This window comes from Enterobacter sp. RHBSTW-01064 (assembly GCF_014103035.1).
Lineage (GTDB): Bacteria > Pseudomonadota > Gammaproteobacteria > Enterobacterales > Enterobacteriaceae > Enterobacter > Enterobacter mori.
In genome coordinates this window covers 20,085-46,054 of sequence record NZ_JABXOU010000009.1, presented here as the reverse complement: position 1 = coordinate 46,054, position 25,970 = coordinate 20,085, and the positions used below count along the sequence as shown (strand labels likewise).

The 25,970-nt window shown below is 47.2% G+C and carries 34 protein-coding genes, 1 tRNA gene and 1 pseudogene; 28 read left to right on the top strand and 8 right to left on the bottom strand.

The window, feature by feature from the left end; translation table 11 throughout:
- Positions 1 to 4 precede the first annotated feature (4 nt).
- From HV355_RS21525 to HV355_RS21515, 4 genes are all read right to left on the bottom strand, one after another.
- The gene (locus tag HV355_RS21525; RefSeq protein ID WP_249420888.1) at positions 5 to 2,485 is read right to left on the bottom strand and encodes an exonuclease; all 2,481 of its coding nucleotides are present in this window, start codon (positions 2,483 to 2,485) and stop codon (positions 5 to 7) included.
- Positions 2,486 to 2,661: 176 nt separating this feature from the next.
- Positions 2,662 to 2,844 carry a DUF1482 family protein gene (locus tag HV355_RS21520; protein WP_182403390.1) on the bottom strand — a complete coding sequence of 61 codons (183 nt, stop codon included), beginning with the start codon at positions 2,842 to 2,844 and terminating at the stop codon, positions 2,662 to 2,664.
- Positions 2,841 to 2,963: a hypothetical protein gene (locus HV355_RS24425; RefSeq protein WP_010433050.1), complete on the bottom strand. Its 123-nt coding sequence runs from the start codon at positions 2,961 to 2,963 to the stop codon at positions 2,841 to 2,843. Before HV355_RS24425 ends, HV355_RS21520 begins: the two co-directional genes overlap by 4 nt.
- A 251-nt stretch (positions 2,964 to 3,214) precedes the next feature.
- Positions 3,215 to 3,625, bottom strand: a complete 411-nt coding sequence (locus HV355_RS21515; RefSeq protein ID WP_010433053.1) for a helix-turn-helix transcriptional regulator — start codon at positions 3,623 to 3,625, stop codon at positions 3,215 to 3,217.
- Between the two features lie 131 nt (positions 3,626 to 3,756).
- On the opposite strand from HV355_RS21515, the gene HV355_RS21510 reads away from it, so the two are divergent.
- From HV355_RS21510 to HV355_RS21485, 6 genes and pseudogenes are all read left to right on the top strand, one after another.
- Positions 3,757 to 3,984 carry a YdaS family helix-turn-helix protein gene (locus tag HV355_RS21510; RefSeq protein ID WP_029485136.1) on the top strand — a complete coding sequence of 76 codons (228 nt, stop codon included), beginning with the start codon at positions 3,757 to 3,759 and terminating at the stop codon, positions 3,982 to 3,984.
- A gap of 2 nt (positions 3,985 to 3,986) precedes the next feature.
- Entirely contained in the window at positions 3,987 to 4,541 is a 555-nt protein-coding gene (locus HV355_RS21505) for a toxin YdaT family protein (protein ID WP_182403388.1), read from the top strand.
- Positions 4,542 to 4,595: 54 nt separating this feature from the next.
- On the top strand, positions 4,596 to 5,402 hold the full coding sequence (locus tag HV355_RS21500; protein WP_182403386.1) for a DUF1376 domain-containing protein: 807 nt from the start codon (positions 4,596 to 4,598) through the stop codon (positions 5,400 to 5,402).
- A 2-nt stretch (positions 5,403 to 5,404) separates the two neighbouring features.
- Entirely contained in the window at positions 5,405 to 6,145 is a 741-nt protein-coding gene (locus HV355_RS21495) for an ATP-binding protein (protein WP_010433063.1), read from the top strand.
- A gap of 19 nt (positions 6,146 to 6,164) precedes the next feature.
- Positions 6,165 to 6,584 (top strand): PerC family transcriptional regulator, encoded by a 420-nt coding sequence (locus HV355_RS21490; protein ID WP_182403384.1) that lies wholly within the window; start codon positions 6,165 to 6,167, stop codon positions 6,582 to 6,584.
- A 3-nt stretch (positions 6,585 to 6,587) separates the two neighbouring features.
- Positions 6,588 to 6,827, top strand: a pseudogene (locus HV355_RS21485) (DUF977 family protein); the annotation flags it as partial.
- A gap of 416 nt (positions 6,828 to 7,243) precedes the next feature.
- Here HV355_RS21485 and HV355_RS21480 read toward each other — a convergent pair.
- From HV355_RS21480 to HV355_RS21470, 3 genes are all read right to left on the bottom strand, one after another.
- The gene (locus HV355_RS21480; RefSeq protein ID WP_182403380.1) at positions 7,244 to 9,322 is read right to left on the bottom strand and encodes an ATP-binding protein; all 2,079 of its coding nucleotides are present in this window, start codon (positions 9,320 to 9,322) and stop codon (positions 7,244 to 7,246) included.
- A 626-nt stretch (positions 9,323 to 9,948) separates the two neighbouring features.
- Positions 9,949 to 10,848 (bottom strand): GGDEF domain-containing protein, encoded by a 900-nt coding sequence (locus HV355_RS21475; RefSeq protein WP_249420887.1) that lies wholly within the window; start codon positions 10,846 to 10,848, stop codon positions 9,949 to 9,951.
- Between the two features lie 455 nt (positions 10,849 to 11,303).
- Positions 11,304 to 11,846, bottom strand: a complete 543-nt coding sequence (locus tag HV355_RS21470; protein WP_182403378.1) for a GNAT family protein — start codon at positions 11,844 to 11,846, stop codon at positions 11,304 to 11,306.
- A 209-nt stretch (positions 11,847 to 12,055) separates the two neighbouring features.
- Between HV355_RS21470 and HV355_RS21465 the strand changes: the two genes are divergently transcribed.
- The 14 genes from HV355_RS21465 (at position 12,056) to HV355_RS21405 (ending at position 19,242) form a co-directional block, all read left to right on the top strand.
- Positions 12,056 to 12,289, top strand: coding sequence for a DinI-like family protein (locus HV355_RS21465; RefSeq protein WP_048962519.1), 234 nt, complete (start codon positions 12,056 to 12,058; stop codon positions 12,287 to 12,289).
- Between the two features lie 6 nt (positions 12,290 to 12,295).
- The gene (locus HV355_RS21460; RefSeq protein ID WP_182403376.1) at positions 12,296 to 12,574 is read left to right on the top strand and encodes a hypothetical protein; all 279 of its coding nucleotides are present in this window, start codon (positions 12,296 to 12,298) and stop codon (positions 12,572 to 12,574) included.
- 130 nt (positions 12,575 to 12,704) lie between these two features.
- Positions 12,705 to 12,905 (top strand): hypothetical protein, encoded by a 201-nt coding sequence (locus tag HV355_RS21455; protein ID WP_182403374.1) that lies wholly within the window; start codon positions 12,705 to 12,707, stop codon positions 12,903 to 12,905.
- Positions 12,896 to 13,264 (top strand): RusA family crossover junction endodeoxyribonuclease, encoded by a 369-nt coding sequence (locus tag HV355_RS21450; RefSeq protein ID WP_182403371.1) that lies wholly within the window; start codon positions 12,896 to 12,898, stop codon positions 13,262 to 13,264. Before HV355_RS21455 ends, HV355_RS21450 begins: the two co-directional genes overlap by 10 nt.
- The gene (locus HV355_RS21445; protein WP_182403369.1) at positions 13,264 to 14,283 is read left to right on the top strand and encodes a DUF968 domain-containing protein; all 1,020 of its coding nucleotides are present in this window, start codon (positions 13,264 to 13,266) and stop codon (positions 14,281 to 14,283) included. Before HV355_RS21450 ends, HV355_RS21445 begins: the two co-directional genes overlap by 1 nt.
- A 12-nt stretch (positions 14,284 to 14,295) precedes the next feature.
- Positions 14,296 to 14,901 carry a hypothetical protein gene (locus HV355_RS21440; protein ID WP_023315844.1) on the top strand — a complete coding sequence of 202 codons (606 nt, stop codon included), beginning with the start codon at positions 14,296 to 14,298 and terminating at the stop codon, positions 14,899 to 14,901.
- Between the two features lie 441 nt (positions 14,902 to 15,342).
- Positions 15,343 to 15,418 (top strand) — tRNA-Thr (locus HV355_RS21435).
- 1,017 nt (positions 15,419 to 16,435) lie between these two features.
- Positions 16,436 to 16,612: a hypothetical protein gene (locus HV355_RS21430; RefSeq protein ID WP_023315845.1), complete on the top strand. Its 177-nt coding sequence runs from the start codon at positions 16,436 to 16,438 to the stop codon at positions 16,610 to 16,612.
- A gap of 81 nt (positions 16,613 to 16,693) precedes the next feature.
- Positions 16,694 to 16,996, top strand: coding sequence for a hypothetical protein (locus tag HV355_RS21425; RefSeq protein WP_023315846.1), 303 nt, complete (start codon positions 16,694 to 16,696; stop codon positions 16,994 to 16,996).
- Positions 16,996 to 17,532 (top strand): lysozyme, encoded by a 537-nt coding sequence (locus tag HV355_RS21420; RefSeq protein WP_182403471.1) that lies wholly within the window; start codon positions 16,996 to 16,998, stop codon positions 17,530 to 17,532. The genes HV355_RS21425 and HV355_RS21420 overlap by 1 nt, the downstream gene beginning before the upstream one ends.
- On the top strand, positions 17,529 to 18,047 hold the full coding sequence (locus HV355_RS21415; RefSeq protein ID WP_182403367.1) for a hypothetical protein: 519 nt from the start codon (positions 17,529 to 17,531) through the stop codon (positions 18,045 to 18,047). Before HV355_RS21420 ends, HV355_RS21415 begins: the two co-directional genes overlap by 4 nt.
- A gap of 435 nt (positions 18,048 to 18,482) precedes the next feature.
- Entirely contained in the window at positions 18,483 to 18,680 is a 198-nt protein-coding gene (locus HV355_RS21410; RefSeq protein WP_182403365.1) for a hypothetical protein, read from the top strand.
- A 270-nt stretch (positions 18,681 to 18,950) separates the two neighbouring features.
- The gene (locus tag HV355_RS24420; RefSeq protein ID WP_259331759.1) at positions 18,951 to 19,076 is read left to right on the top strand and encodes a hypothetical protein; all 126 of its coding nucleotides are present in this window, start codon (positions 18,951 to 18,953) and stop codon (positions 19,074 to 19,076) included.
- 28 nt (positions 19,077 to 19,104) lie between these two features.
- Positions 19,105 to 19,242: a hypothetical protein gene (locus HV355_RS21405; protein ID WP_182403363.1), complete on the top strand. Its 138-nt coding sequence runs from the start codon at positions 19,105 to 19,107 to the stop codon at positions 19,240 to 19,242.
- A gap of 127 nt (positions 19,243 to 19,369) precedes the next feature.
- Here the strand turns inward: HV355_RS21405 and HV355_RS21400 are convergent, their stop codons facing one another.
- Positions 19,370 to 19,618 carry a hypothetical protein gene (locus HV355_RS21400; RefSeq protein ID WP_044859278.1) on the bottom strand — a complete coding sequence of 83 codons (249 nt, stop codon included), beginning with the start codon at positions 19,616 to 19,618 and terminating at the stop codon, positions 19,370 to 19,372.
- A 273-nt stretch (positions 19,619 to 19,891) separates the two neighbouring features.
- Here HV355_RS21400 and HV355_RS21395 point away from each other — a divergent pair, with 273 nt between their 5' ends.
- The 8 genes from HV355_RS21395 to HV355_RS21360 all read left to right on the top strand — a co-directional run bounded on the left by HV355_RS21395 (position 19,892) and on the right by HV355_RS21360 (position 25,927).
- Positions 19,892 to 20,065, top strand: a complete 174-nt coding sequence (locus HV355_RS21395; protein WP_182403361.1) for an addiction module toxin, GnsA/GnsB family — start codon at positions 19,892 to 19,894, stop codon at positions 20,063 to 20,065.
- A 179-nt stretch (positions 20,066 to 20,244) separates the two neighbouring features.
- Positions 20,245 to 20,406 carry a hypothetical protein gene (locus HV355_RS24305; RefSeq protein ID WP_249420886.1) on the top strand — a complete coding sequence of 54 codons (162 nt, stop codon included), beginning with the start codon at positions 20,245 to 20,247 and terminating at the stop codon, positions 20,404 to 20,406.
- A 454-nt stretch (positions 20,407 to 20,860) separates the two neighbouring features.
- Positions 20,861 to 21,223 (top strand): HNH endonuclease, encoded by a 363-nt coding sequence (locus HV355_RS21385; protein WP_074439235.1) that lies wholly within the window; start codon positions 20,861 to 20,863, stop codon positions 21,221 to 21,223.
- 136 nt (positions 21,224 to 21,359) lie between these two features.
- Positions 21,360 to 21,794: a P27 family phage terminase small subunit gene (locus HV355_RS21380; protein ID WP_029485139.1), complete on the top strand. Its 435-nt coding sequence runs from the start codon at positions 21,360 to 21,362 to the stop codon at positions 21,792 to 21,794.
- A 34-nt stretch (positions 21,795 to 21,828) separates the two neighbouring features.
- A complete protein-coding gene (locus HV355_RS21375; RefSeq protein ID WP_126313449.1) occupies positions 21,829 to 23,544 on the top strand; it encodes a terminase TerL endonuclease subunit in 1,716 nt (571 codons plus the stop codon).
- A complete protein-coding gene (locus HV355_RS21370; protein WP_010433111.1) occupies positions 23,538 to 23,717 on the top strand; it encodes a hypothetical protein in 180 nt (59 codons plus the stop codon). The genes HV355_RS21375 and HV355_RS21370 overlap by 7 nt, the downstream gene beginning before the upstream one ends.
- Positions 23,717 to 24,976: a phage portal protein gene (locus HV355_RS21365; protein WP_050861117.1), complete on the top strand. Its 1,260-nt coding sequence runs from the start codon at positions 23,717 to 23,719 to the stop codon at positions 24,974 to 24,976. Before HV355_RS21370 ends, HV355_RS21365 begins: the two co-directional genes overlap by 1 nt.
- A 33-nt stretch (positions 24,977 to 25,009) precedes the next feature.
- Positions 25,010 to 25,927 carry a S49 family peptidase gene (locus HV355_RS21360; RefSeq protein ID WP_126313448.1) on the top strand — a complete coding sequence of 306 codons (918 nt, stop codon included), beginning with the start codon at positions 25,010 to 25,012 and terminating at the stop codon, positions 25,925 to 25,927.
- Positions 25,928 to 25,970: the final 43 nt, after the last annotated feature.

Below are 25,970 nucleotides of genomic sequence, written 5' to 3'. Positions count from 1 at the left end.
AAAATCAGTGTTCAGTCAGACGCTGCCAGATTGCTGACACGTATTTGACCTGGTGAAGAGCATCCGAAATAGCCTTGTGAGGTTCTCCCTCAAATGGGATCTCATAGCGAGGCTCGCAGCCAACGGCTTTACCCAACTCGACAATTGTTCTTACATCCCGGTTATTCCAGAACTTCCATGGGCAGGGGATCCCCGTCCGGTCATAAGATGCCTCAAGCAGGACATTGTCATAAGTGGCACCATTCCCCCAGACCTGTACAGAATCAGGACCGTTAGCCGCATTCTCGCCTATAAACTCATTTAGCTGTAGCAAGGCGTCATCGAGCGGAATAGCGTCATCCATTACCAACTCAGAGCGCGCTTCGGGCGAAGCTTTTAGCCAGAAGATTATGGTAGATGCATCCGGAACTCCGCCGCTGGCCATGGCAGATTCCAGGCTAATAACTTTGTAAAATTCCGATCCGGTATTACCTGTAGATGGATCAAAGAACACGGCCCCGATAGATACGACTGGTGAATCAGCTTTTTTACCAAAAGCTTCAATATCGATCATAAGGTGTGTATAGAGGATTTCAGGCTCGGTATAATTATGATGACCGGAATCATTATTTATGGCAGTTGTGCTGCTATAAGTTTCAGTAGCGCTTGCGCTTGAGATAGTTTTTTCCGTGCCTTCTGATAACGCAGTACCGTCCGTGGTTTCATCATTGCCAGTTTCTTCCATCTGCACATTATCAACGTACTCCGCCGCGGTATTTTGTTGGTCGATTACAGCGTTGCTGGTGGCCAGCCCTTCAATAGAAAAAAGACCATTACCAACTTTTTCGAGAACCGGCAGTGTGCCGCCGTCGACTTGTGCATCTTCATTCTGACCGCCAGTTTCAAAAGCAGAATCAGTCACTATCTCGTTTGTCCAGCTCACCTCCGGGTTATGGCGTGCCGCAACAAGAGTTTCGTCTGATGGTGCAGAATGATCGCTTTCAGTCAGGTTCGCGTTAATGAATCCGCTGAGACGTGCCGGATACAGATAATGTTCTGGGTGAGCGCTACGGATAAGTGCAAAGATAGCCGCACGCGAGTAATCCAAAACTCCCGGGGTTGCACGAAGGGCTTTAGACCATTCCTTGAACGGACTTTCTTTCTTACTAACAATCTCTTTAGCCCGACGGAAAACACCACCAGGGATATCGTAAATGTTGAAATCCATTGGTAACGTGGCCAGCGCAATCTCTAAATCGAGAGTGTCGAGATCATGTTTAAGGTCAGGGTTTCTGTCGGTCTTGTTGCCTCCGCCAGCATTCGTACCGCTTTCAGTACGCTGTATTTCTGCAACGCGATTGCCTTTGGCCCATTCTTTTACCAGCAGGCCGCGGTCAATGTAATCAGTCGCCGCCCAGATTCTGGTGAGTCGGAGAACCAAAGCGAGTTCGTGACGCTTTTCCTGGCTGAACACTTTGCGAATGGCGTCGGTATAGCGCCACAGGTCTTTGGTGTCGTAACCCTTAACCTGTTCGCAGTTTTCTGCCGCCAGCAGCAGGTTCTGGACATAGCTATTGTCAGTGTCCATCTCCAGCGCGCTGATACCTTCGTATTCTTCGCGGGTTAAGTGGTGGCGCAGTTCGTCGCAGGTGAACTGGGCGAGTACCTGCTTGCGGAAGGGCATGCGAACGACTGGATAACGTGTGGTTTCGTCATCATTCTTGTCAATCTGGATACCGTTATCAGCTTCAAGACCCTGACCTGCTATAACCCCGGTGTCACTGGTGCTTTCAGATTTCAGAGGGGTAAATTTGCCACTGCGCCAGTCTTCAACTAATTGGTTGTGAACGCTGGCATCTGCTTTAGCCCAGTCAGCCATGAATGCAGCGATATCTTCAGTTTCGTGCGCTTCATCTGGCGCGAATACCTGCTTAATCGCCTGAACCAGTTTCCACTCAGCGTTCAGGCTGAGTTCGGCAACTTCAGGGATGTTGTTCTTCGCCAGCAGCATGTTCTGAAGATAGGTATTGCCTTCATCCAGTGACATTTCGCTGGCAGCCAGCTGCTGCTCTTTAGTGATATGTGACTGGTATTTTTCGCTGGTCATGTGGACGGCAAAACGGACCGCTGGAGTGCGGTTTTCAAGAGGAACACTCTCGACGGTACTTTCTACTTTAACGGTCGGTTCCGGTGCGGCAGTGTTGTCCACGGCTTCAGTTGATCCAGCACCAGCCTTTGGCAGCCAGGTGCGTCCATCGTCCTGCAGTTCGTAGCGTTTGCACCAGGTGTAATCTACTGTGCTTTCTTCCGGCAGGTCGTTGTAAACAGGGAAATCGGTACGGACAGGCTTGCTATAATCCTTGCCCCGGCCGGTTTCAATGCCAGCATCTTCCAGCTCTACATCCAGCTGCAAATTGGCTCGTGCTTCTGATTTAGCCGTGAACCAGATAACGGCATCTTCTTTGCCGGATTTCTGCGTTGCCTTGATTAAATGAAAGAATTCCATATCGGGTCCTTAATTTTGGTTGTAAGATACCCGCAGCTAGTGATTGCCGCCTTGGGTAGTGGTCATTGGTCAAAACTCGATTCCGGAAAGCTTTGGTCGGCTGACCGGGTACTCAACCCGCCTTGCGCGGGTTTTGTGCTTTTAGGGGCTGGTAACAGCCATTGGTCATAACTCGATTAAAACTTGTAAGCAGGCTGTTGGTCTCCAGCCGGTTTATATGGGTAACACACTCCTTTAATGTGCTGCTCTTTGGCTGCTGCATCACAGCCAGATTCGGTTCTGTATACACCGAGCATGATGTCTGAGCATTCCCCAGTGAGGGCACAGACGGTAACGATCAGGGCAAAGAACGAGCTCATGCTTTTAGCTCTGGATTGCCTTTTTGGGCCAGTAAGTAGCAAAGCTTACGAACCAGAACTTCAAACAGATTTAAGCGAACGGCTTGGCAGCCAGCTTTTTTGCGTGCGAAATCGATCATGGTTAACTCCTGTGTGCCTTTAACGCCAGGCTGGCGGAACGGTAAACCTGCTGCGCGATTGTCTTGCCATCTCATCCGGTGTTTCGTATGCCGCCGGCAGCTACTTCGTGGGCGTCCTGCCTCGATGACACGTTGCGATAGAGATATTATTATCGATTCAATCGATATGTGTCAATTTAAATCGATAGATCGGTGCGAAAGAACGCCTGGGTCATTGATGACCCGAGCAGGAGAGTTAATTAAAAGAAAGGCTATTTGGTAGGCGGTATCAGATTACGTTTCTGCAGATAAGTCTTTGCAAAATTATCGAGCTCTTCAAGTCTGAGGTCTATAATCTTGATAATTCGTTCTTTCTCATCATCTGTTGGCAATTGTTCGAATGCTTCTAGAAGTCTTTCTTCAAGTTCTGTTGAAGGTTTAACTTGTGGTTTTGGTGCCCAGGGATCGTGCTCTTCGAGGGTCTCACCATCTTCCATGAAGAACCATGACAGTGGATACCCAGTCGCAGCGGGAAGAAGATTCAGTATTTCAGATCTGGGTAAAATGTCAGAATTGCACCAACCATTAACAGATTGAGCTTTGACTCCCAGTCTGCGCGCCAGCTCAGATTGTGATATTTCGAGATCTTTTATCGCCTTTTGCAATCTCTTACCGAAGTTCATCTCTTCATCCAATTCATCTAGTTATCAGCAATTATACAGATTTTTTCTGTAGCTCTTACTATCGAAATAATTTGACGATATCGATTTAATTTGTTTTATTGTCACTCATCGTTAACTACTGAGAACAAATGATGAAGACATCAATTCAAAAAAAGCTCTTATCGATTTGCAGTCAGGCTGAACTAGGACGCCGGATGAAAAGGAGAGCCCAAACTGTAAACGGCTGGTTCAAAAACAAAATTCCCGGAGAACTGGTGCTCAAAGTGAGTAAGGCCGTCGATTGGCAAGTTACTCCTAATGAATTACGTCCTGATCTTTATCCCAATCCAAAAGATGGTTTACCTCAGAAGGAGGCTTAATCATGCAGTCAGATACATATCAACATCATAACCAACGCCTGGCCGGACCGCTGAAAACTCAAAATCAATTTATGGCTCATCGGCGAGATAGCTTTAAGCACCGTTCAATACAGGTTGCAGTTCGAGAGTGGGAATCCACTTTGCCCGGCCAGGCGCAGGAAAAAATCGCTCTGCTGGTGGCTGAGCAGTGGGCTAGGGAAGGGGGCCGCGGCATCGCGGTCAATAAGCAGAATTTATTCCGCTATCTGAAAAATGAAGGGGGATCGGAGAAATACACTGCTTACATTATGCAGCTATCGGGCGCAATCCTCGCAGCTATGCCTATTGAGATAGCCAGAAAGCATGGACTTAGTAACGCCAGAACGGAATCCGAGCTGGTGGCGAGTGCAATCAAAGAATGCAGTGAGGCGCATCAGGCTAAGCTGCTAGGCGCCCCCCTTCAAAAGCTTGAAAAAGAAATTCGTGAAGCGGCAATCGCTTTATTCAACATGTTACCTGCTGACGCGGCGGGACCACTACTGGCGAGCATCAGCGCCGTAGCGCCGCAATTTTTTTAATCGAGTTTTGAGCAATAACCATTACGTACCGGGAAACCGGACAAGGGAGTAACCATGGCAGCTCTGCCTTACATGCAACTTTACATTGCTGATTACCTGGCGGACACCATGCATCTGTCTACAGAAGAGCATGGCGCATACCTGCTGCTGATGTTCAATTATTGGCAAACAGGTCGTCCGATCCCCAAAAACCGCCTCTCGAAAATAGCACGGCTAAGCAACGACCGTTGGGATGCCGTTGAGCCATCGTTGAAAGAGTTTTTTAACGACACTGGCACCGAATGGGTGCAGGAGAGAATTGAGCGGGATCTGGAGGCTGTGAAAAATTCAATCAGTCAAAAGTCGGCCGCAGGTAAAGCGTCCGCCCAGGCCAGAAAGGCCAAAAAAGGAGCAAACACCCAACAAAACAGTAACGAGCGTTCAACGGGTGTTAATGCTCCGTTTGAACAGAACAGCAACGGCAACTCAACTAATAAAGATACAGATACAGATACAGATACAGATCTAAAAGAGAAACAAGAGAGAGGGTTAAGCGCGCAAGAATTATTTTTGCCACCAATCGGCAAATTCCCGATTACCGATGACTGGATGCCGAGTGATGACTTTGTCGGGCAAGCCGCACAGTGGGGAATTAATCTCGGTGACCGCCCTGGTTATACCCCAGTGGAACTTCAGCAGTTCCGCGATTATTGGAAGTGCGAAGGGAAGGTAAAACACCACCTACAGTGGGAACAGACTTTCGCCTCGAGCCTGAAAACATCCCGAGCCAAAACCTCAACCTCTGGGTCATCTTCTCGCCGTCAGGCAGGCTTTGGCATTTCACAACCAGACACTGAGATCCCACCGGGATTCAGGGGGTAACTATGAAATCGACGCACGATTTGCTTGGTCGTCTCCGCAATATCATGCCTGCAGGTGTCCAGCCGAAGTTTACCAGCAGTCAGGAATTGATGGCCTGGCAGCAGGAAGAAGGCCGGAAGCGTGCAGTAGAGCTGGAAAAACTAAATCAGCGGGCGCGAGCGGAGAAGATATTTGGGCGTTCAGGGATATGCGATCTGCATAAGGGGTGCACTTTCTCGAATTATCAGGTCAGCAACGACGGGCAAAAGCATGCCCTCACCATGGCTAAGAGCTATGCCCATAACTTCGGATCTGGTTTCACAAGTTTCATTTTCAGTGGGAGCTGCGGGACGGGGAAAAATCATCTTGCTGCAGCAATCGGTAATTACCTGTTGCAACGTGATCACTCCGTTCTGGTGGTTACAGTACCAGACCTGATGTTGCGCGCTCGTAAGTGCTATGACGAGGGGCAATCAGAGTCCGCGCTGCTGGATGACCTTTGCAAAGTAGATTTACTGGTTCTTGATGAAGTCGGCGTCCAAAGAGAAACGCGAAACGAATGGGTTCTACTCAATCAAATTATTGATCGTCGTATGGCGGCGATGAAACCAGTGGGCGTCCTGACTAACCTGAATTTTGATGAATTATCGAAGACTCTTGGTGAGCGGGTAATGGACCGCTTAACCATGGATAACGGTATCTGGGTGAACTTTGCCTGGGGAAGTTATCGCAAAAACGTGACCCATTTACGGGTTGTTAAGTAATCAAATCGAGTATTGACCAATGACCAAAGCATTAACACAAAAAGAGAAGGTGGCGGTATTTGTGCGCTATCAACCGAACTGCGCCGTTGGCGATGTTTCCGAAGCGCTGGACTTGACTGGCGGTACAGCCGGCAGGTTGCTGCGTGAGCTCAGTGACGAAGGCGTGATCATTCGATCACGTGATAGCGTTCAGTACACATACAGGGCGTTACCACACGCGGATATTCCAGACGTAATCCTCCCGTGCATGGTTGAAAAAAGCGATCCGGTCAGGATGAAGGCTGCCGAACATAAAGCGAAGGCACTTGAGGAAAAGGGGCTGTGGCGAAGAGCTGCTGCGGTGTATTCAGAAATGTTTGGTATCGCCGGGAACGCTGTTGAGGTTGCTCGTATCGCCAAGCGTCGTAAAGACTGCCTGCGCCAGGTGGGGAGGGCGTAACCGATGCCGAGACCAAAAACACAGAGTGAACGCAATCAAATCATTTCGAGGGTCATTAACTTGGTGAAAAAGGATGGCCGTATCACGACGAAAGAAGTCGTTGCGATGTTCGATCTGCATCGCACCACAGCAGAGAAATACATACGAATAGCCATTGCACGGGGCGAATTGATCCGTTACGGTCGTTGCGGCATTTTCCGTGACCAACGCACAATAATCGATTTCGACCTGAAACGCTTCACACACCAGAAAGTAAGGTGAATGTAGTAGATGAAAATGCCGCTTAGCCGCGGCATCTCTATGCTCTCGAAGGTCCGCTATGAGCGAGAAGCGGACATTGAAATATCTGTTAAAATGGCAAGTCTTAGCTGCCACTTCAAGTGGTGGAAACTAGTCGATAATAAGGGCAAATACAATCTAATCTATAACTTAGTGTTAAATGATTGTATTGTTTTTGACTTTTATTTATACCACAAAAAGTAACCGCAATTGTTGTTTTGACCTACTTAAGGATGCGTAAATCATCTTGTTAAGGTTAAAATCAAGATTAATGTTGAGCTTTACTATGAAAAACTATTGATTGCAATATTAAATTGGTTGAGTGAACAATAAGCGAATCTTTTAATTCGCTTATTGTATAAATATATTGAGGTTATAATTTAATTATACCTATCAATTTCATTTAATATGGCCAGTAACATACGGTCCAATAATCTTTGTTGTAACAAAAAGTAAGGCTCATTTAGTTGTGAAAAAGCTTTGCCTTCTAAATCCTCTTTCAAATATGAGTCAAGTTTATCTATATTTGTTTTGTTTAAATGCAGGTGATCTCGCTCATTTCTATATACTTTTACCCTGTCTAAAACGCTCCAAAGTTCAGGATAGCTATTTTTTATATTGTTCCAATAGTAGTCATTTACATTCAAACTTTTCCCATAAACATCAATTGACTCTACAAAGCACCTATTGATTACATTGATGAAAAAGGAAAAAGTGCTTTCATCAGAAGCGACATTGATCAATTTAATTTGATCAGCCTCGGGGAAGGAGTTAGGACCAAATAATAAATCTTGTTTACTATTCTTAATGAATCTTTCAAGATGCCTAATCTCTGTGCAAATTTCATTCAATCTTCGCACTAACCATAACTGTCTATTCTCTTTTGCGACTATTGGATATACTATATCCCTCCCGTTTAGTCTTTTTGATTCTAATGCAACTCTTTTAGCTATGACAGGGATATTAATCTCATACGTACCATTTTCATCTCGTATTAACTGATAACCGATCAAGTGTTTGATCTCGGCAGAGTCGCGAGATAACTCTTTAAAATCAAGTTTATGGTCAATGGATAAAAGTTCAAATAAATAATATTCGTCAGGATAGAACTGTCTTATTTCAGAGACAGCATGATCACTGTAAAAAACCAATTCTCTATCAATGTGCTCTTTATTTTCATTAAACTCTTTAAAAGTAACTTCGATAGGTTTATCGCAGGTGCTTGAAAGAAAAGTATTAATACAACTACAAGCTTGCCTAGTTAATAATGGATGGCCGCCGTACCATTTAAAAATTTCATTACAGGCATCATGTTGGAATTTTATACCCATACGTTTACCCAATTTTTTTAACATTGTTTGCACTTCATCAAGATTTAATCCAGTTAAATATTTATGAGAAACGATGCCAAATAAAGGGTTCTGCACACCTTTTACAAGATCTTTTTCAACTACACTAGGATTCACGCCTGCCAGAATGAAAGATAATATTTTATATCGACTTTGACATGACCACATAGTCTGCCAAAATTCTATATAATCATCTTCCCAATGAATATCTTTTGGAGATACAAATGAGATATATTCTATTTCATCAAGAATAAATAACATTCTTTTATCTTGTGCGTCCAAAGATTTAATAAGCTTTTCAAAATGTTTAGAGGCAGTTCTTTCCGTATATTGCTCTTTGAAACTAATACCGAATTTTTCCGAAATCTCTTTAGCTATGTCTTCTAAAAATTCAAACCACCGTGACTTTCTAATATGTGGAACCTTGCAGTCGTAATAAAAAACCTCAGCAGTTCCTTCATTTTCGCACAATCGCTTTAGTTTGTATAAAAAAGATGTTTTCCCGGTTTTACGCAACCCAAATACAGCTTTATTTTCTCTTCTTTTTACAGAGTCGTAGTATTCCATCATGATTGATTGACGACCAAAAAAGTAAGCATCATCAATTAGCGGTAAAGTATAGTTAAAAAGGTCACGACCAAAATATTGGCTATTGAGTTTATTTCTTACAAACCAGTCATCTGCATTTCTTTTAGCTTCAAATAAATCTGACTTTAAAAATGGAACTATTATTCTAGACTCTTGCCTTGATGATAAGTATCCATCAAGCCATTCATCCATTTCGTCACAGTCGGTGATGAGAAAATAGCTTAGCGTTTCCACTCTTCCTTTGGCGGGAGAAGTTGACATTATCTGCTCAATAGCTTGTATTGTCCGAGGCTCCATTCTTGTATAAGGAGCATAAACTAATAATATTTCATTATCCAAACCATATGATTCTTTAAAATGCTCCTCAGGTGAAAGGAAGTAAATGAATAAGTCAGTATTGTATTCTCTACGTTTCCTTCCCCAGGTAACATAAAAGCCATTTAAAAAAGGGGTCAAAAAGTTCCTGTGTTCAGGAAATTCAGATAAAATACTTTCATTTACCTCAGTGCGAATTGTACCCAAGTCTAAATCCCTCTTTTTGAGTCTATCTGGAATCTTGTTAGTAAACCGCAGTTTACCCTACTAGCCTTCAAAATGGCTCTAATCTAAATCACAAGTTTAGATGAAAACCAATATTATTTGATACTACTTAAATTAGTACAATCAGACATTAAATAACATTTATTCATTAAAATCAAGAGATCTCACGCAAAGTTTGCTTGACATTTATAGTTTTATGTGTTTGGTAAAACATCAAGTATGAATGTGGTTTCTCATCATTTCAATTATCAGTTGTAAACTATCAGATAATGCAGTCAAGTTTCTTTGCGAAGCAACTAAAACCTATCACGCGTACACTCATAAATCTTCGATAGCGGTGTTAGCAGGCGATAACTTTTGGCAACTTTCTCCTGTCTCCAATAGAGTGACTTGCTCCGTGTTAACTGGCACATAGTGATGTCAGCATTGTCCTCTACTGGCACATAGTGATGTCAGCATTGTCCTCTACTGGCACACAGGGGATATTCAGGACTCTCCGGGCACCGCTCGAGAGTCTACCAATTCTGTTCATTGGCCATTTTTCAGGTATACAGTAACAGAGGCGGTCATACCTAATACCGTCGTGTCTGGAAGATGCATTAACAGGATTACGATAAAGACCTTTCATTGCCGGCCAGTTCAATCCTGTTTCGTCCGTTTTCCTTTGCCCGGTAAAGCGCCTTGTCGGTTTTTTTCATTAAGGACTCCTGGTTTTCCCCTTGTGTCCTGAAAGCAATTCCGATACTGACGGATATATTCTGTCCATCACCCAACCTGATGTTTTGGGCATTCCTGGATATGGATTCTGCATGGCGAATCATCTCATACCGGGAAAACCCCTCGCCGATTACCGCAAATTCCTCTCCGCCGATACGGAACACTTTCAGTTCAGGCGTACTGATATCCTTCAGTTGATCGCCGAATCTTGACAAAACCTCATCACCGGCATCATGTCCCCACCGGTCATTGATGCGCTTGAAAAAATCAATATCGATGATCATCATGGACAGCTGTCTACTGGTCGTGTTGCTGAGGGTTTCCACAAAATAACGCCTGTTCGGAAGCCGGGTGAGTTCATCATGCAGGGCGCTGGTCTGCGCAACTGAAAACCGGGAATTCATCCGCAGAACGATGCGATAGACGCTAATAACGGTGATAAGCATACCTGACAGCTTTAACAAGTCTTCGCAGAAGTAACCTACCCATCGCGGTTGACTGATTATTTCATCCATTACATCGAATGCACCTGAAGCGATCCAGAGTATGAGGCCGTTAATCGCCACGCTCAGTGGGCGCCCGTCAACGAAAACAGAGGCAACATTCCACAAGGTAAAAATCAGGAGTATCAGGAAGAATACATCAATATATAAACCCGGACTGGACATGATTTCATGGAAGGTGCCCACTGGGGAGCCAGCGCTGATGGCAACTATAGCTGCAGTGGTGAGTGCCATACTGGCCTGGAGAATAACCGCTCCCCTGAAGCGAACGGGTGAAGACTGCAGCATACTGAATTTCCGTAGTGGATTATGTTTATAACCAAGTCTCATTGAGACTGTGTTTCCGTGTATCAGCGACGCTCCATACGGGACAGGCTCGCTGTGATAGAAACAGTTTTCAGGTAACCAGATAACTCAAAAGTACATCAGTCAGATAAGGACGCAAGCTTGAAAAAATATGCGGCTGGCAAAGATACCGGGATTCATCGACTCCCTGGGGTTTATGGTATGACGACATGAAGCCATAATCGAGGTGTTTATGGGGACTACGACTGCGTAACAGATCCAGACCGCAATTTGAAAAACCAGCAAATTATGTTCAAACGGAAATGCGACTGTACTGTGAACTACTCCCCATAGCTTGATGCAGATAGATGTTAGCAATGTCTGCTCTTGGCACAAAGGTGACTTATCTGATAAAACACAAAGCTACTTTCATGTGATTAGCATTATAATTTGATTATCTAGCCAACTGATTTAAATTCTTTTTTTAATAAGGCGTAAACAAATGTATTGTCATATCTTTCCTCTCCTTCATCCGTAATAAATGAAACAAATTCTTTAAAACAACCCTCTTGTCGCATGCCAAGGCGGGAGCACAATTTTTGCGAGGACAGGTTGTAGTCTTCAACGTATGCATAGAGACGCCTTGCCTGTTTCACGGTGAACAAATATTTAAATAGGGCCCCAACTGATTCTGTTGCATATCCGTACCCTTCATAACGCTGATTAAAGTGCCAACCTACGGACCACGTATTAGCATCTGGCTCGCCACTATTTTCTGCAAACAAATGGCCAATAACGAGGTCGGTGTCTTTGAGGCAAACAGCAAATTGGCTTGGATCATTTGCTCTTCTGCATACTTCTTCTACGGCATCCTCAACTGAGTTGAGCGTTTCATCCTGAAAACAGGGAGTGCGCGGGGAAGACAGATAGTCCAGAAGTGCTAAAGCATCACTCTCTTTAAATGAACGAAGAATGAGTCTCGGTGAAGTGGCTATTGTCATGGCTTGTCGACTCCATTAAAAGATTAGTTATATGGTGCTGATTTAATGAAGAATTTATTGGGTGAATAATACTTGCTTCGACATTAACGCCCACTGTCTCGTTTGTAAACAACATAATCATACTTTAACAATTCGTGCTGTTAAGGCGTTGATCAAACTTCTCCATAAGTGTACTGTATAAACATACAGCTTTTGCAGTGGAGGCGCTTATGAAAGTTGAATTAACCATTGATCGTACTAAAGAACTTCCAGAGGGTGCAGTCCCGGCACTTGAGAGAGAATTATTAAAACGGATCCAGAGTCAGTTCGGTAACTGCAGTCTGATTGTGCGTCGCGCAGGTTCCGATGGGTTAAGTGTTTACGGTGGCGAAAAAGAAACTAAGAAAAAGGTTGAGGAAATCCTCCAGCAGACCTGGGAAAGTGCAGACGACTGGTTTTATTGAAACAGCATGCAGAAATTTTCCAGTTTGGAGGGGAGATTGGTGGAACAAAAAGAAGAATTACCAAACAAGGGCTATGCGGTTATCAGATGCAACGATGGGGTTATCGTTGCACGACTGCACTCATTTCCTGATAGTGGTCGCGCGCTCATGTACAGACGTGGGGATGAAGTATCATTTATGCCGTTACAGGATGATGAGATAGTAGGAACACCGACACTCTTTACGCAGATGCTTGAACGGGCTGGTTATCGTGTTTCCAAGAATTCTGTTACACTCCCGTCATAGGCCTGAACACCCTATACCTGCTGCGCCACTGGAGAGATACCATGGCGCAAACACCAAACCAGAATAAATCCTTACTGACCCCTCAAAGGGCCAGCAATTTTCTTTTGATGTCACTCCTGCAGGAGGCGGCATGAAGAAAAGCTGGTTCACTCACACCGGACTGACAACCGAAGAAGCCAATGAGCTGATGGTGCGCTATAAGTCTAAAGGCGTTCCCGTTGAGAAAAGCCTCGATATTGACCCTCGTCTTTGGATAGTCAGCGCATTATTACCGCAGCAAAAATCCGCACCTAAGACGCAGCAAAGTATGCGTTCACGGACATGGGGATGATTGTGACAGCCTACAACATCCTCCCGATGGGAAAGCCGCGCATGACGCGTGCAGACAAGTGGAAGAAGCGCCCGGAAGTTATGCGTTATCGGGCTTTCTGCGACCATGTCAGGCTCCTGGGTGTCACTATGCCCGAATCTAATTCACACATTACCTTCATCATTCCAATGCCAAAAAGCTGGAGTAAGAAGAAGCGCCAGCAGTTTGATGGTAAGCCACACCAGAGTAAACCTGACTTCGATAACCTGGTTAAAGCACTTTCCGATGCAATTTATGAAGATGATGCTCATATCTGGGATGCGCGGATTACAAAGCTCTGGGGGGAAACGGGTCAGATCATAATCAAGGAGATCGCCTGATGCGCGCGCTGCTTCAACCAGTTCTTGCACGGGAACTGGGTGTCGTACTGTTGAAGCCGGGCAGAGATCTGATGGAGCTGTTCACCACAGGAAGAGTGCTGATCGAGCGTCAGCCAAAAAGTATGGCCGGTTATCAAACTGGTCGTGTTTCGGATGCGCGGCAGCCACTAGCTGATAATAAGCAGCTACGAAGCTTCTTTTTGAATGAAAAGGTTCTGACTGCCGCTGGAGGTAAAAGCGGGCTTGATTATTGGTTGCTGAAGTACGGTGGTGGGAATTGCCAGTACGCTCATAGCGATTACCACTATCACGAACTAACCATCATGCGCCATGAGCCGGGTTCCATTTTACTGTGTGGTTATTGCGATAATCAGCTGCGGGAACAACATACTGAGGCGCTGGCAGAACTGGCACACATAAACGTAATTGCCTTTGTTCTGGATTCTGTCCGCATTTATCTCTGCCTGGACAAAAGCCGGGAGATCTCACTTGCAGAGCTCTGCTGGTGGGCAGTTCGTAAGGGCGTTACGGACGCGCTTCCAGAATCATGCGTTCGTGAAGCGCTTCGCTTACCTCAAGAAAGCAAGATTGGTCGCGAAAGCGATATTACGTCTTCATTACCGGCCACCAGCATCCTTGGGGATTTAGTTTCAGCGGTTGAGCTGCCTGATGCTCTTGCAGAACCGCTGGTGGGCGTGATGGTGGATCCGGAGCCGCCTCAGTCTTTCATGCGGCGCCCAAAGCGTCTGCGCTGGGAAAGTCGCGATTATCTGAACTGGGTGAAAACACAGCCTTGCGAATGCTGCCAGCAGCATTCAGACGACCCGCATCACTTAATCGGATGGGGGCAGGGTGGCATGGCAACAAAAGCGCATGACATCTTCTCCATTCCACTTTGCCGAAAACATCATACCGAACTGCATAACGACCGCCTGGCATTCGAGCACAAATATGGCTCGCAGCTGGAAATGATAATTAGAGTGCTGGACCGGGCCTACGCGCTCGGCGTTCTGGCGTAAGGAGCTAATAGGATGACACCACGTCAACGCCGTAATCACATTGAAGCCCTGGGTAAAGCAGCCTCTGCGCCGCGCAAAAGTTGGTTAGGTAAGAGTATGCTCCTGACCAGTATTCAATCCGCATGGATTAAGTCTCTGCTGACAACATGGGGTGACGGGGTAAGCGGTGGAACAGCACCGCGCTTGCCTCGCTCTCATGCATGCTGGGACGTTCTTAAGGGCGGGCGATGGTCGGACAAGGCATTGTCTCGCTTTACTGCTGCACTAGAACAAGCTCGAGCAGAGGGATTCAGAGGGCCGCAGGCGTTAAATCGTGCTCACGCCATTTTGTGGCCACAGCCCGCCACCAGCATCATTGATGAAGCTATGCACAATGATGACGTTGATTTTGTCGAGCAGTCAGTGCTACAGGCGCTTGATGTAAATGACCCGGTTTATATCGTCGGTCTGCAGTATTACACCACACGCAAAAAAATCTCAGACATTACGCGGGAACTACAGTCTATCGCACCGTGGCTAACGGATTGGGAGGCCAGAAAACGAGTTCGCTGGTGCCTGGAGATATTCAGGGCGAAGGTCTTTTTATCTACGCGGAAACTCATGGCTGAGCAGAGTTGAATGATTGGGTTTTAACTTTTCGTGCTCTAATTCTATTTATATATTGAAAATGAGCCAGGAATTTAGATAATTCATTCATGCTTGGCAGAGCTGCGCCGCGATGGCAGCGAACTTAAGCGACAATTTGAAAATAACAAAAGCCCCGCCAGTCGGGGCTTTTGCTTTACGGCGATACGACAGGGGTATTCGCGAGGTGCATTGCATCAGTACCCCTGTCATATCGTCGGTTTTCATAAGACCTTATTGTTGCAAGGGTAGTTTCGCTTGTGTATTATCTCGCTCCCGGCCATTTAGAGCCGTGGTTAGAGCGTCTACTCATAATCGCCCGGTCGTTGCTTCAAGCCCAATAAGGGGCACCAGACCGCCATTAGCTCATCGGGAAGAGCAGGCAGCATTGCTGTTGTTATTGTGCGAGATTCGAGGCCCCGATGGCGGTCCTATGCCGACTTAGCTCAGTAGGTAGAGCAACTGACTTGTAATCAGTAGGTCACCAGTTCGATTCCGGTAGTCGGCACCATTTAGAATTCTTTAACGCAGGATAACCAAACTTTGAAATTTAACCCTATTCAGGTTGCCTGATAGGCGTCATTTGTATCGTGGTTTCGCTATGTGGTACTGCTTTTCTTGTCCGGAGCATTTTATTCAGTTCGTTTTGAATGAACGCTGCTTTTTATTAGACCGCTGCATAAAAACTGACCTTGGGGTTTAGTGTTCATTCAAAAGCATCTCGTCGAATCCAATTTATCAGGGGTGGTTTGTTGGATGAGATGCCTCTCAAATTTATGCATTTAAGCGATTATGTGACTTAAGACTCCAGACATTAAGGATAGATGCGGTATTTGGCATGCAAAAGCCAGGGAAATTGAAAAGAAAAAAAGACGAGGGACTCTACAGGCGACATCACATCCCTCGACAAAAAATTCCCTTCTACTTCTTATTAGATGAGAACGGGGGGAGTGAATTTAGGATTTAACAGTAAAAAACGCAACGGTAAAATGCATAATTTCTGTTAAGTGATTGAAAATCCGTCGGTAGTTGGCATCTGTTCTGTTTGACCGGCCTGTTGAGTACCCAGTAAACTTTGTTTGTGGTGAATCCCCCTAAACGGTGGGGCGTTCCAGTCAACTGCTGTCTGCAGGTATGCGCGCGGCTTTACTGACCAGGGGTAAGGTCACCGGGAGGCACCCGGCACCATGACAATAACTACAACCAGTTTAAAACTCTTTGAAAGCCTGCCAGAAATGGTAGGCTATTTTTTTGACGAGATTAGTTTGATTGCTAATATGTTATTGTGAGTTATGCCACCTGCGACATGTTTCAGCTATGACAATTCGCCTTGATACAGCGTTTTGTTTAGCAGCCTGTATACCTCATGCCTACCTTACTTGCTTTATAAGTTTTTTCGCCTGCTAATGTAGCAGGCTTTTTTTTACTGATATATTCCAGTTCAATGCTACTCTTAAATGGTAGATCAACTCATGCTGTAAGGGCCTTATAAGCATTTGTCTCATTGTTTTGGTTCAGGGAGGTGTGTATGAATCTTGATGCATATCAGAAGCTTGCCAAACATTTGCTGAGATTGGTTGAAGTTCAGAAATTAGAGGGTAAAGACTACTGTGTAGTAGAGCATAAAGTACTATGCATCACTGCCGCGGCAATTGAAGAACTCTTGGCCCAGCTTAAGTTGAACAAAGAAATAAAAAACAATTAACTTATCCACCTTATAAAAAAACCACCTTTAATGGTGGTTTTTTTATGTCTGTTAACACTCGCAGCGTGCGAGGTGAGAGAAATGAAAATGAATGACTCAGGAAATATCTTCACGCAGTTCTTTGCGTGGGTAGCTGCTGTGGCCTCAGCTATTGGATTTACCACTCAGGATCTGGTTTTCATGTTCTTCGGCGCTACCGGTTTACTTATTTCTCTTGCCTCCTACCTCAACGGGCGTGTTGATGCGCATCGCAGGCGTAAAGAGGACGAGAAGCGAACAAAAATGGTCAATGACTACTTGAAAGGCGTTAGTGACAAACCCCTTCACGAACGTCCTGCTGCTGCAAGCGTGGTCGTTGAGGCATTACAAAAGGAAGGTGAGTGATGGGAACCAGAGGAAAATTGAGTGCGACAGTTCTGGGGCTGGTACTGGCTGGTGCGCCTGCATCCGTCATTCTCGATCAGTTTCTGAAAGAGAAAGAGGGTAACAGCCTCACGGCGTACAAAGATGGCAGTGGCATCTGGACTATTTGCCGCGGTGCCACAATGGTTGATGGTAAACCGGTTGTGCAGGGCATGAAATTGACTCAGACCAAATGCAATCAGGTGAACGCAATCGAACGAAATAAGGCTCTGGCGTGGGTTGACCGCAATATTACGGTACAGCTTACCGAACCGCAGAAAGCCGGGATCGCATCTTTCTGCCCGTACAACATCGGACCGGGTAAGTGCTTTCCGTCCACGTTCTATAAGCGCATTAATGCCGGTGACCGAAAAGGGGCCTGTGAAGCTATCCGCTGGTGGATTAAAGACGGTGGCCGTGATTGCCGACTAACCAAAGGCCAGAAGAATGGCTGCTATGGGCAGGTCGAGCGGCGCGATCAGGAAAGTGCGCTGGCGTGCTGGGGTCTGGATCAATGAAAATTAATCCGGGTCTTTTCTGCGTTGTCGTTATTGCTGGCCTTTCGGTCGCTCTCGTTAAGAGTTGCTCAAACACCAGTAGCCTTCAGAGCGATAATGACGTTCTGCGAAGTGACAACTCTTTGCAGGGGCAAGTGCTCGCCACTCAGGCATTCAACTTCAATCGGTTCAATCAGCTTGCAGAACATGCCAACAGGCTTAACTCCCTGATCGATACCAGCACCGAAGAAACCGTAATCGAATACCGGGAGATTCTCCGCCGTGAAAAAACCTGTGATCTGCCTGTTCCTGCTGACATTGCTGGTGGGCTGTACGAATACGCGTACCGTTTACGTTCCAGCGCAATGCACGCCGATACCGACACAGTTGATGAAGCCGATGATCGTGCCGCTGCCACCAGCGCAATGACATATTGCCAGGCCGTTCTCTGGATTAAGTCTCTGTTGGCCGTTATTGAGAAGGGTAACAACAACTTCGCGGGCATAAGGCAGATAGAGCTGGAAAGAAAAAACTAGGGATGGCTCGTCCTTGAGCACACGGGTATTCCTGAACGACGGCTTTACCTGACATAGCAAAGCACCATTAAATTGTAGAAAAGACTCAATATTTAACAAGCGAAGCGCATCAATCCGAAAAAAAGTCCCCACAAGGAGGGCTACCGGAGTCTCAGTTTCACATGCTCTTATTATCGATGTTTCCCTGGAGTTGGCATTCTCCTCATCAGAGTCATGAATAGCCTGGCAGCAATCAAGAGATCAACAAGCGCAAGCGGTTGAAATAGGAATAGCCTCAGGCTGTTGGTGAAAATTATTTTCTCGAATAGTAGGTTGTTATTGGTATATCCCCATAAAAAATAACCAAAATATTATACGCGGTTAATTGAGTTTTCGAACTGATGATTAACTGCGTTGAGCTATACTCTTGGTTGAGTAAAAGAATGGGAGCGTGTTATGAATATTCATCTACGTAGTACCAAAACAGGTAAAGTCATGACTCAGGAGGAATGGCTACACTCGTTAAATGAATGGGAAGATGAAGGAGGCGCTCATGGTCATGCTGATGAATTCATAGAGGTTTATAATAATGATGAAGAAAATGAGGAAACTGTTCTACTTTCTGGTGGCAAAGTTAGGCATATGAAGTCTTAAGAAAAAACATAACTATGATGGTTCTTTCTTAGGACCAATTGAATGCTGTTTAGTTTAGGAGATGCAAAATTTTAGGGTGCGGCCATTAGTTTACCTCCCTGAGCGGATGCTCTATTTGTAATTTATTTGTAAGTATTTTATTTAATATGCCCAGTAATTAATGATATGGGGTCGGGATATTTTTAGTAACAGCAAATGTGTGATTTATTCTCGATATTGCTACTATAATAAATAAACAGCAATTTGCTGTCATTATCACTGGAGTTACCCATGAAAGCTAAACATATGAACATCTCTAATGAGCGGTCCCAGGACAAGAATAATGGGAAAGAAAAAGGGAAAGATCGAAACAATGATGAGCAGGATAAAAAATCGGCCAAAAGAGATCAGAAATAAAAAACACATGAATTATTAAGGAGTATATATGTCCGGACGTCCTGATTTTGATGATCCTGCCCCTGATTTAGAACCTTCTCCTCAAGAGGAACCGCTTGATCTTCCTGGAGAGGGACAACCATCAAGTCCACTTGAACCCGATGATAAAAGAGATTTACAGCATTAGCATACAATAATTAAACCGCCTAATGGCGGTTTAATATAATGATTATTTATTGGTCATCTCAGCGCCTAGCTGAATGATTAAACACGTATTTGAGAAGGGTTTTGACGTTTGGGCTGAATGCTTATTATTATCTACGTCCCAATAAAAAACCTAACGCAAAAGCTACACTGGTTAATATTGCAATGCATGTTCGAGGGTTTGATTTTATTTTTGATTTTATATCGTCAGAGTGGCTGCGTATGGCATCGTTGGTTTGTGCTGCGTATTTTTTTGCGGTTTCTATTACAGGATGTTCTGATGGATTAATTGCCCCCCCAAAACTTCCTTCCATATCACCAAGTTTCTCTTGGTTTTTATCTGCGGATTTAGTGAACATAAATACTCCTGGGATTGTGTGGTGCATTAATCATAGCAGAAAATAAATATTTAGCTGTAAAGGTGTGCAAGTAACACTTTTCTAGACTTTAATATGCCTTAAATGGTGTTTTTTTAGTTGCTTTTGTTATATGACGTTTTAGTGGGTCTGTACATATAGGTGAGTGGTGCATATTTGCCATAATGTCATGAATCATCTATACATAAGTATCTGATTCGCTCATTAACGATTTGTGTTTAGTTGAGTGTTAATGAGTTGTTTATAGGAGGTAAAATGAATTCTGATAACATCAAGAATGAAATCGAAAAAGAGATTTCGTCTTTCATCTCAAAAAAAATGATTGAGTTGAGAAAAAAAACAGGGAAGGAAGTCTCTGATGTTGAGTTTATTCCTATAGAAACTATGTCTGGCCTCCAGGGTTATAGTATCAAAATCAAGCTTATTTAAGGTTTGCAGTAAGTACTCGGTACCACAACAATCCAAAGTCACTGGCTTCCGTTGGTGGCTTTTTTTATGCGCATCGCATGCGTACAAATAAGAAAGTCTTTCAGCTGTGAGCCTGGGCAACCCGTTAACTTTCGGAGGCTTTGCCATGCGACAGGCTCCCGCCTAAAAGGAAATAAACCATGGGTCAGAAAATCATTACGTTATCCGGTGCGGCGACGGATGTTCTGTATGCCCTGTTTTTCCATGGCGCGCTTCAGTCTGGTGACCTGCCAGCTAAATCTGGTGCTGCTGAGCTTCGAGAATTGGGATTCGCTGAAACACGCCATGCCGCGACGGAGTAGCAAAAGGAAAATTATTTCACCTTCCTGACTGCTGAAGGGCAGGGATGTGCTATTAAGTACCTGGTAAATAAGCGCTTTGGTGTACCTGCCGGTGGTTATATCTGCTCACCGGCCTGCAACAAGCGATGCACGATGCTGTAAACGATGCAATCCGCAACGCGCTAAAGCTTGGCGGTGCAATATGGGTTCAACAAAGAGCGTGTTGATGCTGCCCCTCAGGGGCACCCGGGGGCCGCGGGTCCTTTCCGGCTATCTGACATGTTACGGGGCGGCGACCTCCTAAGCTCTCGCTGTTCATGAGGTTCTGACAGCAACCTTTGCTTCCTTTCTACTTGTGATTATGTCTTACCCCTTACTGCTGATAACTCAGCAATTATCCCCACCAACGAGAAAAGCGAGTCTCTCTGGAATCGCTATATATGAACAAACTCAAACATAAGGTTGGTCGTTAGGTATGCCCCCACGTATCAAAAGGCCATGCAGGCACAAAGGTTGTGCTGCTCTGACAAATGATTCAAGCGGCTATTGCGATGAACATCGGCAGCAGCATGCCGGTGAAGGATGGCGCAACTATCAGAACGGCAAAAGCCGACACGAACGTGGATACGGGCGTCCCTGGGAAGTCAGGCGTGCACGTATTCTCCAGCGAGATAAACACATCTGCCAGGCGTGCCGACGCGTTGGCATAGCAAGACGTGCGAGTACCGTCGACCATATCCTCGCTAAGGCTCACGGCGGAACGGATGATGATTTCAATCTGGAAGCATTGTGCTGGCCATGCCACAGAGCTAAGACCGCAAGAGAACGTCTCAGGTGAAACTCGGTCGCTGAGCGCATGGGGAGGGGGGGATACAATCCCAAACCCCTTTCGCTTTTAAGGACTGCCGCTCCCGGTAGTTTTTTGCGCGTGAGAAATAAGAATTTTTTTTTGATGATTTTTGAGGTGTTTCGCTATGAGTACCGGAGTGAGATCGCCGGGTGGAGGCCGTAAGCCGAAGAAGACCGGAACGCAGGTCAGTTCTCTGACTCGTGCAGTTTCACCGCCGGATGAACTGCTGGGTGAGATGGCGATCGATGCCTGGAAACGAACCTGTAAAATTCTGATTAATCGTGGTTCGTTTGAAATGGAGGACTGCTATCTGCTGATGGAATATTGCAATACGGTGCAGCTCCTTTACGACGCGAACCAGGAAATAAAAGCTGATGGGATTGGGGATGAAACTGCTGCCGGTGGGCAGAAAATGGGAGCTGCAGTAAAGGCGCGGGATAAGTATATCTCACAGCTTATCCGTCTTAGCGTAGTTCTGAAACTTGATCCCAACAGCAGAGCCAGAAAACGCGCGCCGGGCGAAGAAAGTAAATCCGGCAATGAATTTGACGAATTTTGATTGGGACGATTTTCCCAATTCTTAGGGACTTATTATGGCCGCGTACCCGAGCGTCAATATGGCGAACCAGTATGCGCGGGATGTGCTGAACGGGAAAATACTCACCTGCAAGAGCATCCAGCTGGCATGCCAGCGCCATTTTAATGATCTGAAAATTTCTCTCGATAAGGATTATCCCTACCGGTTCGACCGTGAACTGGCGGAACGTGCCTGCCGTTTCGTTCAGCTTTTACCGCACTCCAGCGGTGATTTAGCCGGTCAAAAACTGAAGCTGGAACCCTGGCAGGCGTTTGCATTCAGCTCAATTTTCGGCTGGGTTACGAAAAAGACCAAAAAGCGCCGATTTCGCGAAGCGTATATCCGGGTGGCCAGGAAGAACGGGAAATCGTTTTTCGCGGCAGGCATAGGCACGTACATGTTCTGCGCTGATGGTGAAAACAGCGCGGAAGTGTACTGCGGGGCCACCACGATGGCGCAGGCGAAAAAGGTCTTCACCCCAGCCAGGCAGATGGCAGACCGCCTTCCGTCGCTCCGTTCAAAATTCAATATTTCGGTCTGGGTTGACAGCCTGACCCGCCCTGACGGTTCGCTGTTCGCGCCCATCGCCGGGAAGCCTGGCGACGGTGACAGCCCTCACTGCGCGATCATTGATGAATATCATGAGCACGATACGGATCACATGTATGAAGCCATGACGCTGGGCATGGGCGCACGTTCGCAGCCGCTGACGCTTATCATCACCACGGCGGGTACGTCGCTGGAATCGCCATGCTACGACAAGGATAAGCAGGTCAAGGAGATGCTCAACGGGCATGTGCCTAACGACCGCCTGTTTGGCCTGGTTTACGAGCTCGATGAAGGGGACGACTGGACCGACCCGACCAACTTCATTAAAGCGAACCCTAACCTCAACGTGTCGATATCGTATGACGATCTGCTGGCGGAGATGGAGGTCGCTAAACAGGTTCCGCGCAAGGTCAACGCCTTTAAAACGAAGCGTCTGAATATCTGGGTATCCGGTAAAGCCGCGTTCTACAACATGACGCAATGGCATGCCGCCGCCGATAAATCCCTGCGCTACGAGGACTTTGCAGGAGAGGATTATTACCTCGGTCTGGACCTCGCCCAGCGTCTTGATCTTAACGCGGGTGTTGGCGTTTTCGTCCGCGAAATTGAGGGTAAGAAACATTACTACTGCATCAGGCCGAAATTTTGGGTACCGGAGGACACGGTCCGGAGCACGGACCCGAAAATTGCCAAAACTGCAGACCGGTATGTGAAGTTCGTCGAAATGGGGGCGCTTGAAGCGACAGATGGGGCAGAAGCGGACTATCGCGAAATCCTGGCCAGCATTATCGACCTTCAGGAAATTGATAAGGTCCGCGTCAGCGAAATCCCCATCGACCCCAGCGGGGCCACGGCACTCAGCCACGAGCTGCAGGACCACGGGTTTGAGCCCATTTCTATCCGGCAGGACTACACCAACATGTCGCCGCCGATGAAGGAGCTGGAAGCGGCGCTCGCTGGCGGTCGTTTCCACCATGACGGGAACCCGGTCCTGTCATGGTGTATCAGCAACGTTATCGGAAAAAATGTCCCCGGAAGCGACGATATCGTCCGGCCGACGAAGGGCGACAAGCAGTCAAAAATCGACGGCGCGACAGCGCTGTTTATGGCTATCGGCCGCGCAATGCTGAACGGTCGGGCCAGCAATCAATCCGTTTATGATGAGGAAGACGTCGCATGTTAACGGCAATTATTACTTTTATGATCGGCCTGTTCGGCGCGGCGCTTATCTCGTTTGGCGCGTGGATGGTGTTTCCGCCTGCAGGCGTTATTGCTGCAGGCGTGTTTTGCCTTCTGGCATCCTATTTTGCTGCCAGAGCCGCTGCGCCTGCGAATGATTCTCCAGGGGGTAACTGATGTTCATTCCTCAGTTCTTCCGGGGCAGGTCGCGTCCGGGAGGGAGTAACTGGACAACGGTTCTCGGGAGCGTCAGCGCCAGCAAGAGCTCATCGGGCATGCTGGTTACGCCGGAAACGGCAATGGGGATTGGGGCCATACGCGCCTGCGTAACGCTCCTTGCCGAATCCATCGCCCAGCTGCCCGTCGAGCTTTATCAGCGCGACGAAAAAGGCGGTCGGCGCAGGGCAACGGATCATCCCCTGTACGATGTAATCCACTCCCAGCCGAACAGAAAGGACACCAGCTTTGAGTATTACGAACAGCAGCAGGGCGTGCTGGGGCTTGAGGGGAACAGCTATTCCCTGATTGACCGGCACGGCAACGGCGATATCGCTGAACTGATACCGATTAACCCCAAAAAGGTCATCGTCCTGAAAGGGCCGGACGGGATGCCGTATTACGAGCTGCCTGAGCTGGGTGAAACGGTGCCGATGCGCATGATGCACCACATCAAGTATTTCTCGCTCGACGGGTACATCGGCACCTCACCGATTCAGACGAACGCGGACGTTCTAGGGCTGGGCATGGCTGTTGAGCAGCACGCCGCGCAGGTGTTCGCCCGTGGCACCACGATGTCCGGTGTGATTGAGCGCCCCAAAGAGGCGGGAGCCATCAAGAGCCAGGCGTCAATTGACAAGCTTCTGGCCAAATGGACGGACCGGTATTCCGGTGTGCGAAACGCCTTCAGCGTGGCGTTGCTGCAGGAGGGCATGAGCTATAAGCAGCTGTCGCAGGACAACGAAAAAGCGCAGCTGCTGCAGTCGCGCCAGTGGACGGTAAACGAGGTGTGTCGGCTTTACAAAATCCCGCCGCACATGATTCAACTTCTCGACAAATCGACCAACAACAACATCGAGCACCAGGGGCTTCAGTACGTGATGTACACGCTGCTGGCCTGGCTGAAGCGCCATGAAGCGGCGATGATGCGCGATTTGTTGTTACCCAGCGAGCGTCGCGACTTTTACATCGAGTTCAACGTCTCGTCGCTACTACGCGGCGATCAGAAATCGCGTTACGAGTCCTACGCGCTGGGCCGCCAGTGGGGCTGGCTGTCGGTAAACGATATCCGGCGCATGGAGAACATGGCCCCGGTAGAGGGCGGCGACAAGTATCTGACGCCGCTGAATATGGTCGATACCAGCACCGTTCACGGGCTGGATAAAGCCACCCCCGCGCAGATAAGCGAAATCAGCGCAATCCTGCAGCGAACTGCATAAAACCTGATTATCAGGCTCTCACAGGTATACACAATGTCGAAATTAATCAACCTGCCGCACCTGGCTGACCAGGTGTTCGGGGTGCCTCACTACGCCACGCGGCAAATCATGGACTCGGTGAAGTCGATCCTGGTTCCCCGCCTGCAGGGCATGAATGTGGCCCCGCTGGAAATGGCCCTGGGGCCGGATGAGTCACAGGAAACGAATGAACCTCAGCAAAGCGGCGGCGGCGTGGGCGTTATTCCTGTCCACGGCATTCTGGTCCCCCGGCGTGGACAGATCGTGAATATGTGTACGGAGCTGAACAGCTACGAGCGTATTCGCGGCAAGCTGGCTTCCCTTCTGAACGACCCGGGCATTAAAGAAATCGTGCTCGATATTAACTCGGGCGGCGGCGCGGTATCGGGCTGTAAGGAGCTGGCTGACTACATTTATCAGTCGCGCAGCGTGAAGCCCATTACGGCCATCGTGAACTTCAGCGCGTTCTCTGCGGCGTACTTTATCGCGTCGGCCTGCAGCAAAATTATCGTCAGCGAAACCAGCGGCGTGGGCTCCATCGGGGTCATCCTGGAGCACATGGAAGCATCGAAATGGGAGGAGAGCGTGGGGCTGAAATTTACCACGTTCTCGCGCGGCGATAACAAGAACAACGGCTCTCCACATGAACCGCTGACGGAGCTGGCCACGTCCCAGATACAGGCGATGATCGACGGCGCATACCAGACGTTCACGTCCTCCGTCGCGCAGTATCGCGGCATAGATATCGACGCCGTTATCGGCACCCAGGCCGCGCTGTATTTCGGGCAGAACGCCATAGCGGCAGGGCTGGCAGATGAGATGTCCGATCCTCAGTCAGCCATCAACGCGATTGCCGCGAAATACAAACCCTCGCCCCAGCAATCCAGTATCCAGTTACGTGCTGCTGTTATGGATCAGCAGGCCCGTATGTAACCCGACGCGAAGCGTCACCGTAAGCAGCCAGATGGCTGCTTTT

Excerpts from the sequence above, each read along its gene's own strand:
- HV355_RS21510 (WP_029485136.1), top strand. The coding sequence starts at position 3,757 with ATGAAGACATCAATTCAAAAAAAGCTCTTATCGATTTGCAGTCAGGCT.
- HV355_RS21515 (WP_010433053.1), bottom strand. The coding sequence starts at position 3,625 with ATGAACTTCGGTAAGAGATTGCAAAAGGCGATAAAAGATCTCGAAATA.
- HV355_RS21525 (WP_249420888.1), bottom strand. The coding sequence starts at position 2,485 with ATGGAATTCTTTCATTTAATCAAGGCAACGCAGAAATCCGGCAAAGAA.
- HV355_RS21415 (WP_182403367.1), top strand. The coding sequence starts at position 17,529 with ATGAAAATTAATCCGGGTCTTTTCTGCGTTGTCGTTATTGCTGGCCTT.
- HV355_RS21405 (WP_182403363.1), top strand. The coding sequence starts at position 19,105 with ATGTCCGGACGTCCTGATTTTGATGATCCTGCCCCTGATTTAGAACCT.
- HV355_RS21495 (WP_010433063.1), top strand. The coding sequence starts at position 5,405 with ATGAAATCGACGCACGATTTGCTTGGTCGTCTCCGCAATATCATGCCT.
- HV355_RS24425 (WP_010433050.1), bottom strand. The coding sequence starts at position 2,963 with ATGATCGATTTCGCACGCAAAAAAGCTGGCTGCCAAGCCGTTCGCTTA.
- HV355_RS21370 (WP_010433111.1), top strand. The coding sequence starts at position 23,538 with ATGTTAACGGCAATTATTACTTTTATGATCGGCCTGTTCGGCGCGGCG.
- HV355_RS21385 (WP_074439235.1), top strand. The coding sequence starts at position 20,861 with ATGCCCCCACGTATCAAAAGGCCATGCAGGCACAAAGGTTGTGCTGCT.
- HV355_RS21450 (WP_182403371.1), top strand. The coding sequence starts at position 12,896 with ATGGGGATGATTGTGACAGCCTACAACATCCTCCCGATGGGAAAGCCG.
- HV355_RS21465 (WP_048962519.1), top strand. The coding sequence starts at position 12,056 with ATGAAAGTTGAATTAACCATTGATCGTACTAAAGAACTTCCAGAGGGT.
- HV355_RS21395 (WP_182403361.1), top strand. The coding sequence starts at position 19,892 with ATGAATTCTGATAACATCAAGAATGAAATCGAAAAAGAGATTTCGTCT.
- HV355_RS21380 (WP_029485139.1), top strand. The coding sequence starts at position 21,360 with ATGAGTACCGGAGTGAGATCGCCGGGTGGAGGCCGTAAGCCGAAGAAG.
- HV355_RS21520 (WP_182403390.1), bottom strand. The coding sequence starts at position 2,844 with ATGAGCTCGTTCTTTGCCCTGATCGTTACCGTCTGTGCCCTCACTGGG.
- HV355_RS21410 (WP_182403365.1), top strand. The coding sequence starts at position 18,483 with ATGAATATTCATCTACGTAGTACCAAAACAGGTAAAGTCATGACTCAG.
- HV355_RS21460 (WP_182403376.1), top strand. The coding sequence starts at position 12,296 with ATGCAGAAATTTTCCAGTTTGGAGGGGAGATTGGTGGAACAAAAAGAA.
- HV355_RS21505 (WP_182403388.1), top strand. The coding sequence starts at position 3,987 with ATGCAGTCAGATACATATCAACATCATAACCAACGCCTGGCCGGACCG.
- HV355_RS21430 (WP_023315845.1), top strand. The coding sequence starts at position 16,436 with ATGAATCTTGATGCATATCAGAAGCTTGCCAAACATTTGCTGAGATTG.
- HV355_RS21445 (WP_182403369.1), top strand. The coding sequence starts at position 13,264 with ATGCGCGCGCTGCTTCAACCAGTTCTTGCACGGGAACTGGGTGTCGTA.
- HV355_RS21400 (WP_044859278.1), bottom strand. The coding sequence starts at position 19,618 with ATGTTCACTAAATCCGCAGATAAAAACCAAGAGAAACTTGGTGATATG.
- HV355_RS24420 (WP_259331759.1), top strand. The coding sequence starts at position 18,951 with ATGAAAGCTAAACATATGAACATCTCTAATGAGCGGTCCCAGGACAAG.
- HV355_RS21490 (WP_182403384.1), top strand. The coding sequence starts at position 6,165 with ATGACCAAAGCATTAACACAAAAAGAGAAGGTGGCGGTATTTGTGCGC.
- HV355_RS21475 (WP_249420887.1), bottom strand. The coding sequence starts at position 10,848 with ATGCTGCAGTCTTCACCCGTTCGCTTCAGGGGAGCGGTTATTCTCCAG.
- HV355_RS21440 (WP_023315844.1), top strand. The coding sequence starts at position 14,296 with ATGACACCACGTCAACGCCGTAATCACATTGAAGCCCTGGGTAAAGCA.
- HV355_RS21425 (WP_023315846.1), top strand. The coding sequence starts at position 16,694 with ATGAAAATGAATGACTCAGGAAATATCTTCACGCAGTTCTTTGCGTGG.
- HV355_RS21500 (WP_182403386.1), top strand. The coding sequence starts at position 4,596 with ATGGCAGCTCTGCCTTACATGCAACTTTACATTGCTGATTACCTGGCG.
- HV355_RS21420 (WP_182403471.1), top strand. The coding sequence starts at position 16,996 with ATGGGAACCAGAGGAAAATTGAGTGCGACAGTTCTGGGGCTGGTACTG.
- HV355_RS21470 (WP_182403378.1), bottom strand. The coding sequence starts at position 11,846 with ATGACAATAGCCACTTCACCGAGACTCATTCTTCGTTCATTTAAAGAG.
- HV355_RS21360 (WP_126313448.1), top strand. The coding sequence starts at position 25,010 with ATGTCGAAATTAATCAACCTGCCGCACCTGGCTGACCAGGTGTTCGGG.
- HV355_RS21455 (WP_182403374.1), top strand. The coding sequence starts at position 12,705 with ATGAAGAAAAGCTGGTTCACTCACACCGGACTGACAACCGAAGAAGCC.
- HV355_RS24305 (WP_249420886.1), top strand. The coding sequence starts at position 20,245 with ATGGGTCAGAAAATCATTACGTTATCCGGTGCGGCGACGGATGTTCTG.
- HV355_RS21365 (WP_050861117.1), top strand. The coding sequence starts at position 23,717 with ATGTTCATTCCTCAGTTCTTCCGGGGCAGGTCGCGTCCGGGAGGGAGT.
- HV355_RS21375 (WP_126313449.1), top strand. The coding sequence starts at position 21,829 with ATGGCCGCGTACCCGAGCGTCAATATGGCGAACCAGTATGCGCGGGAT.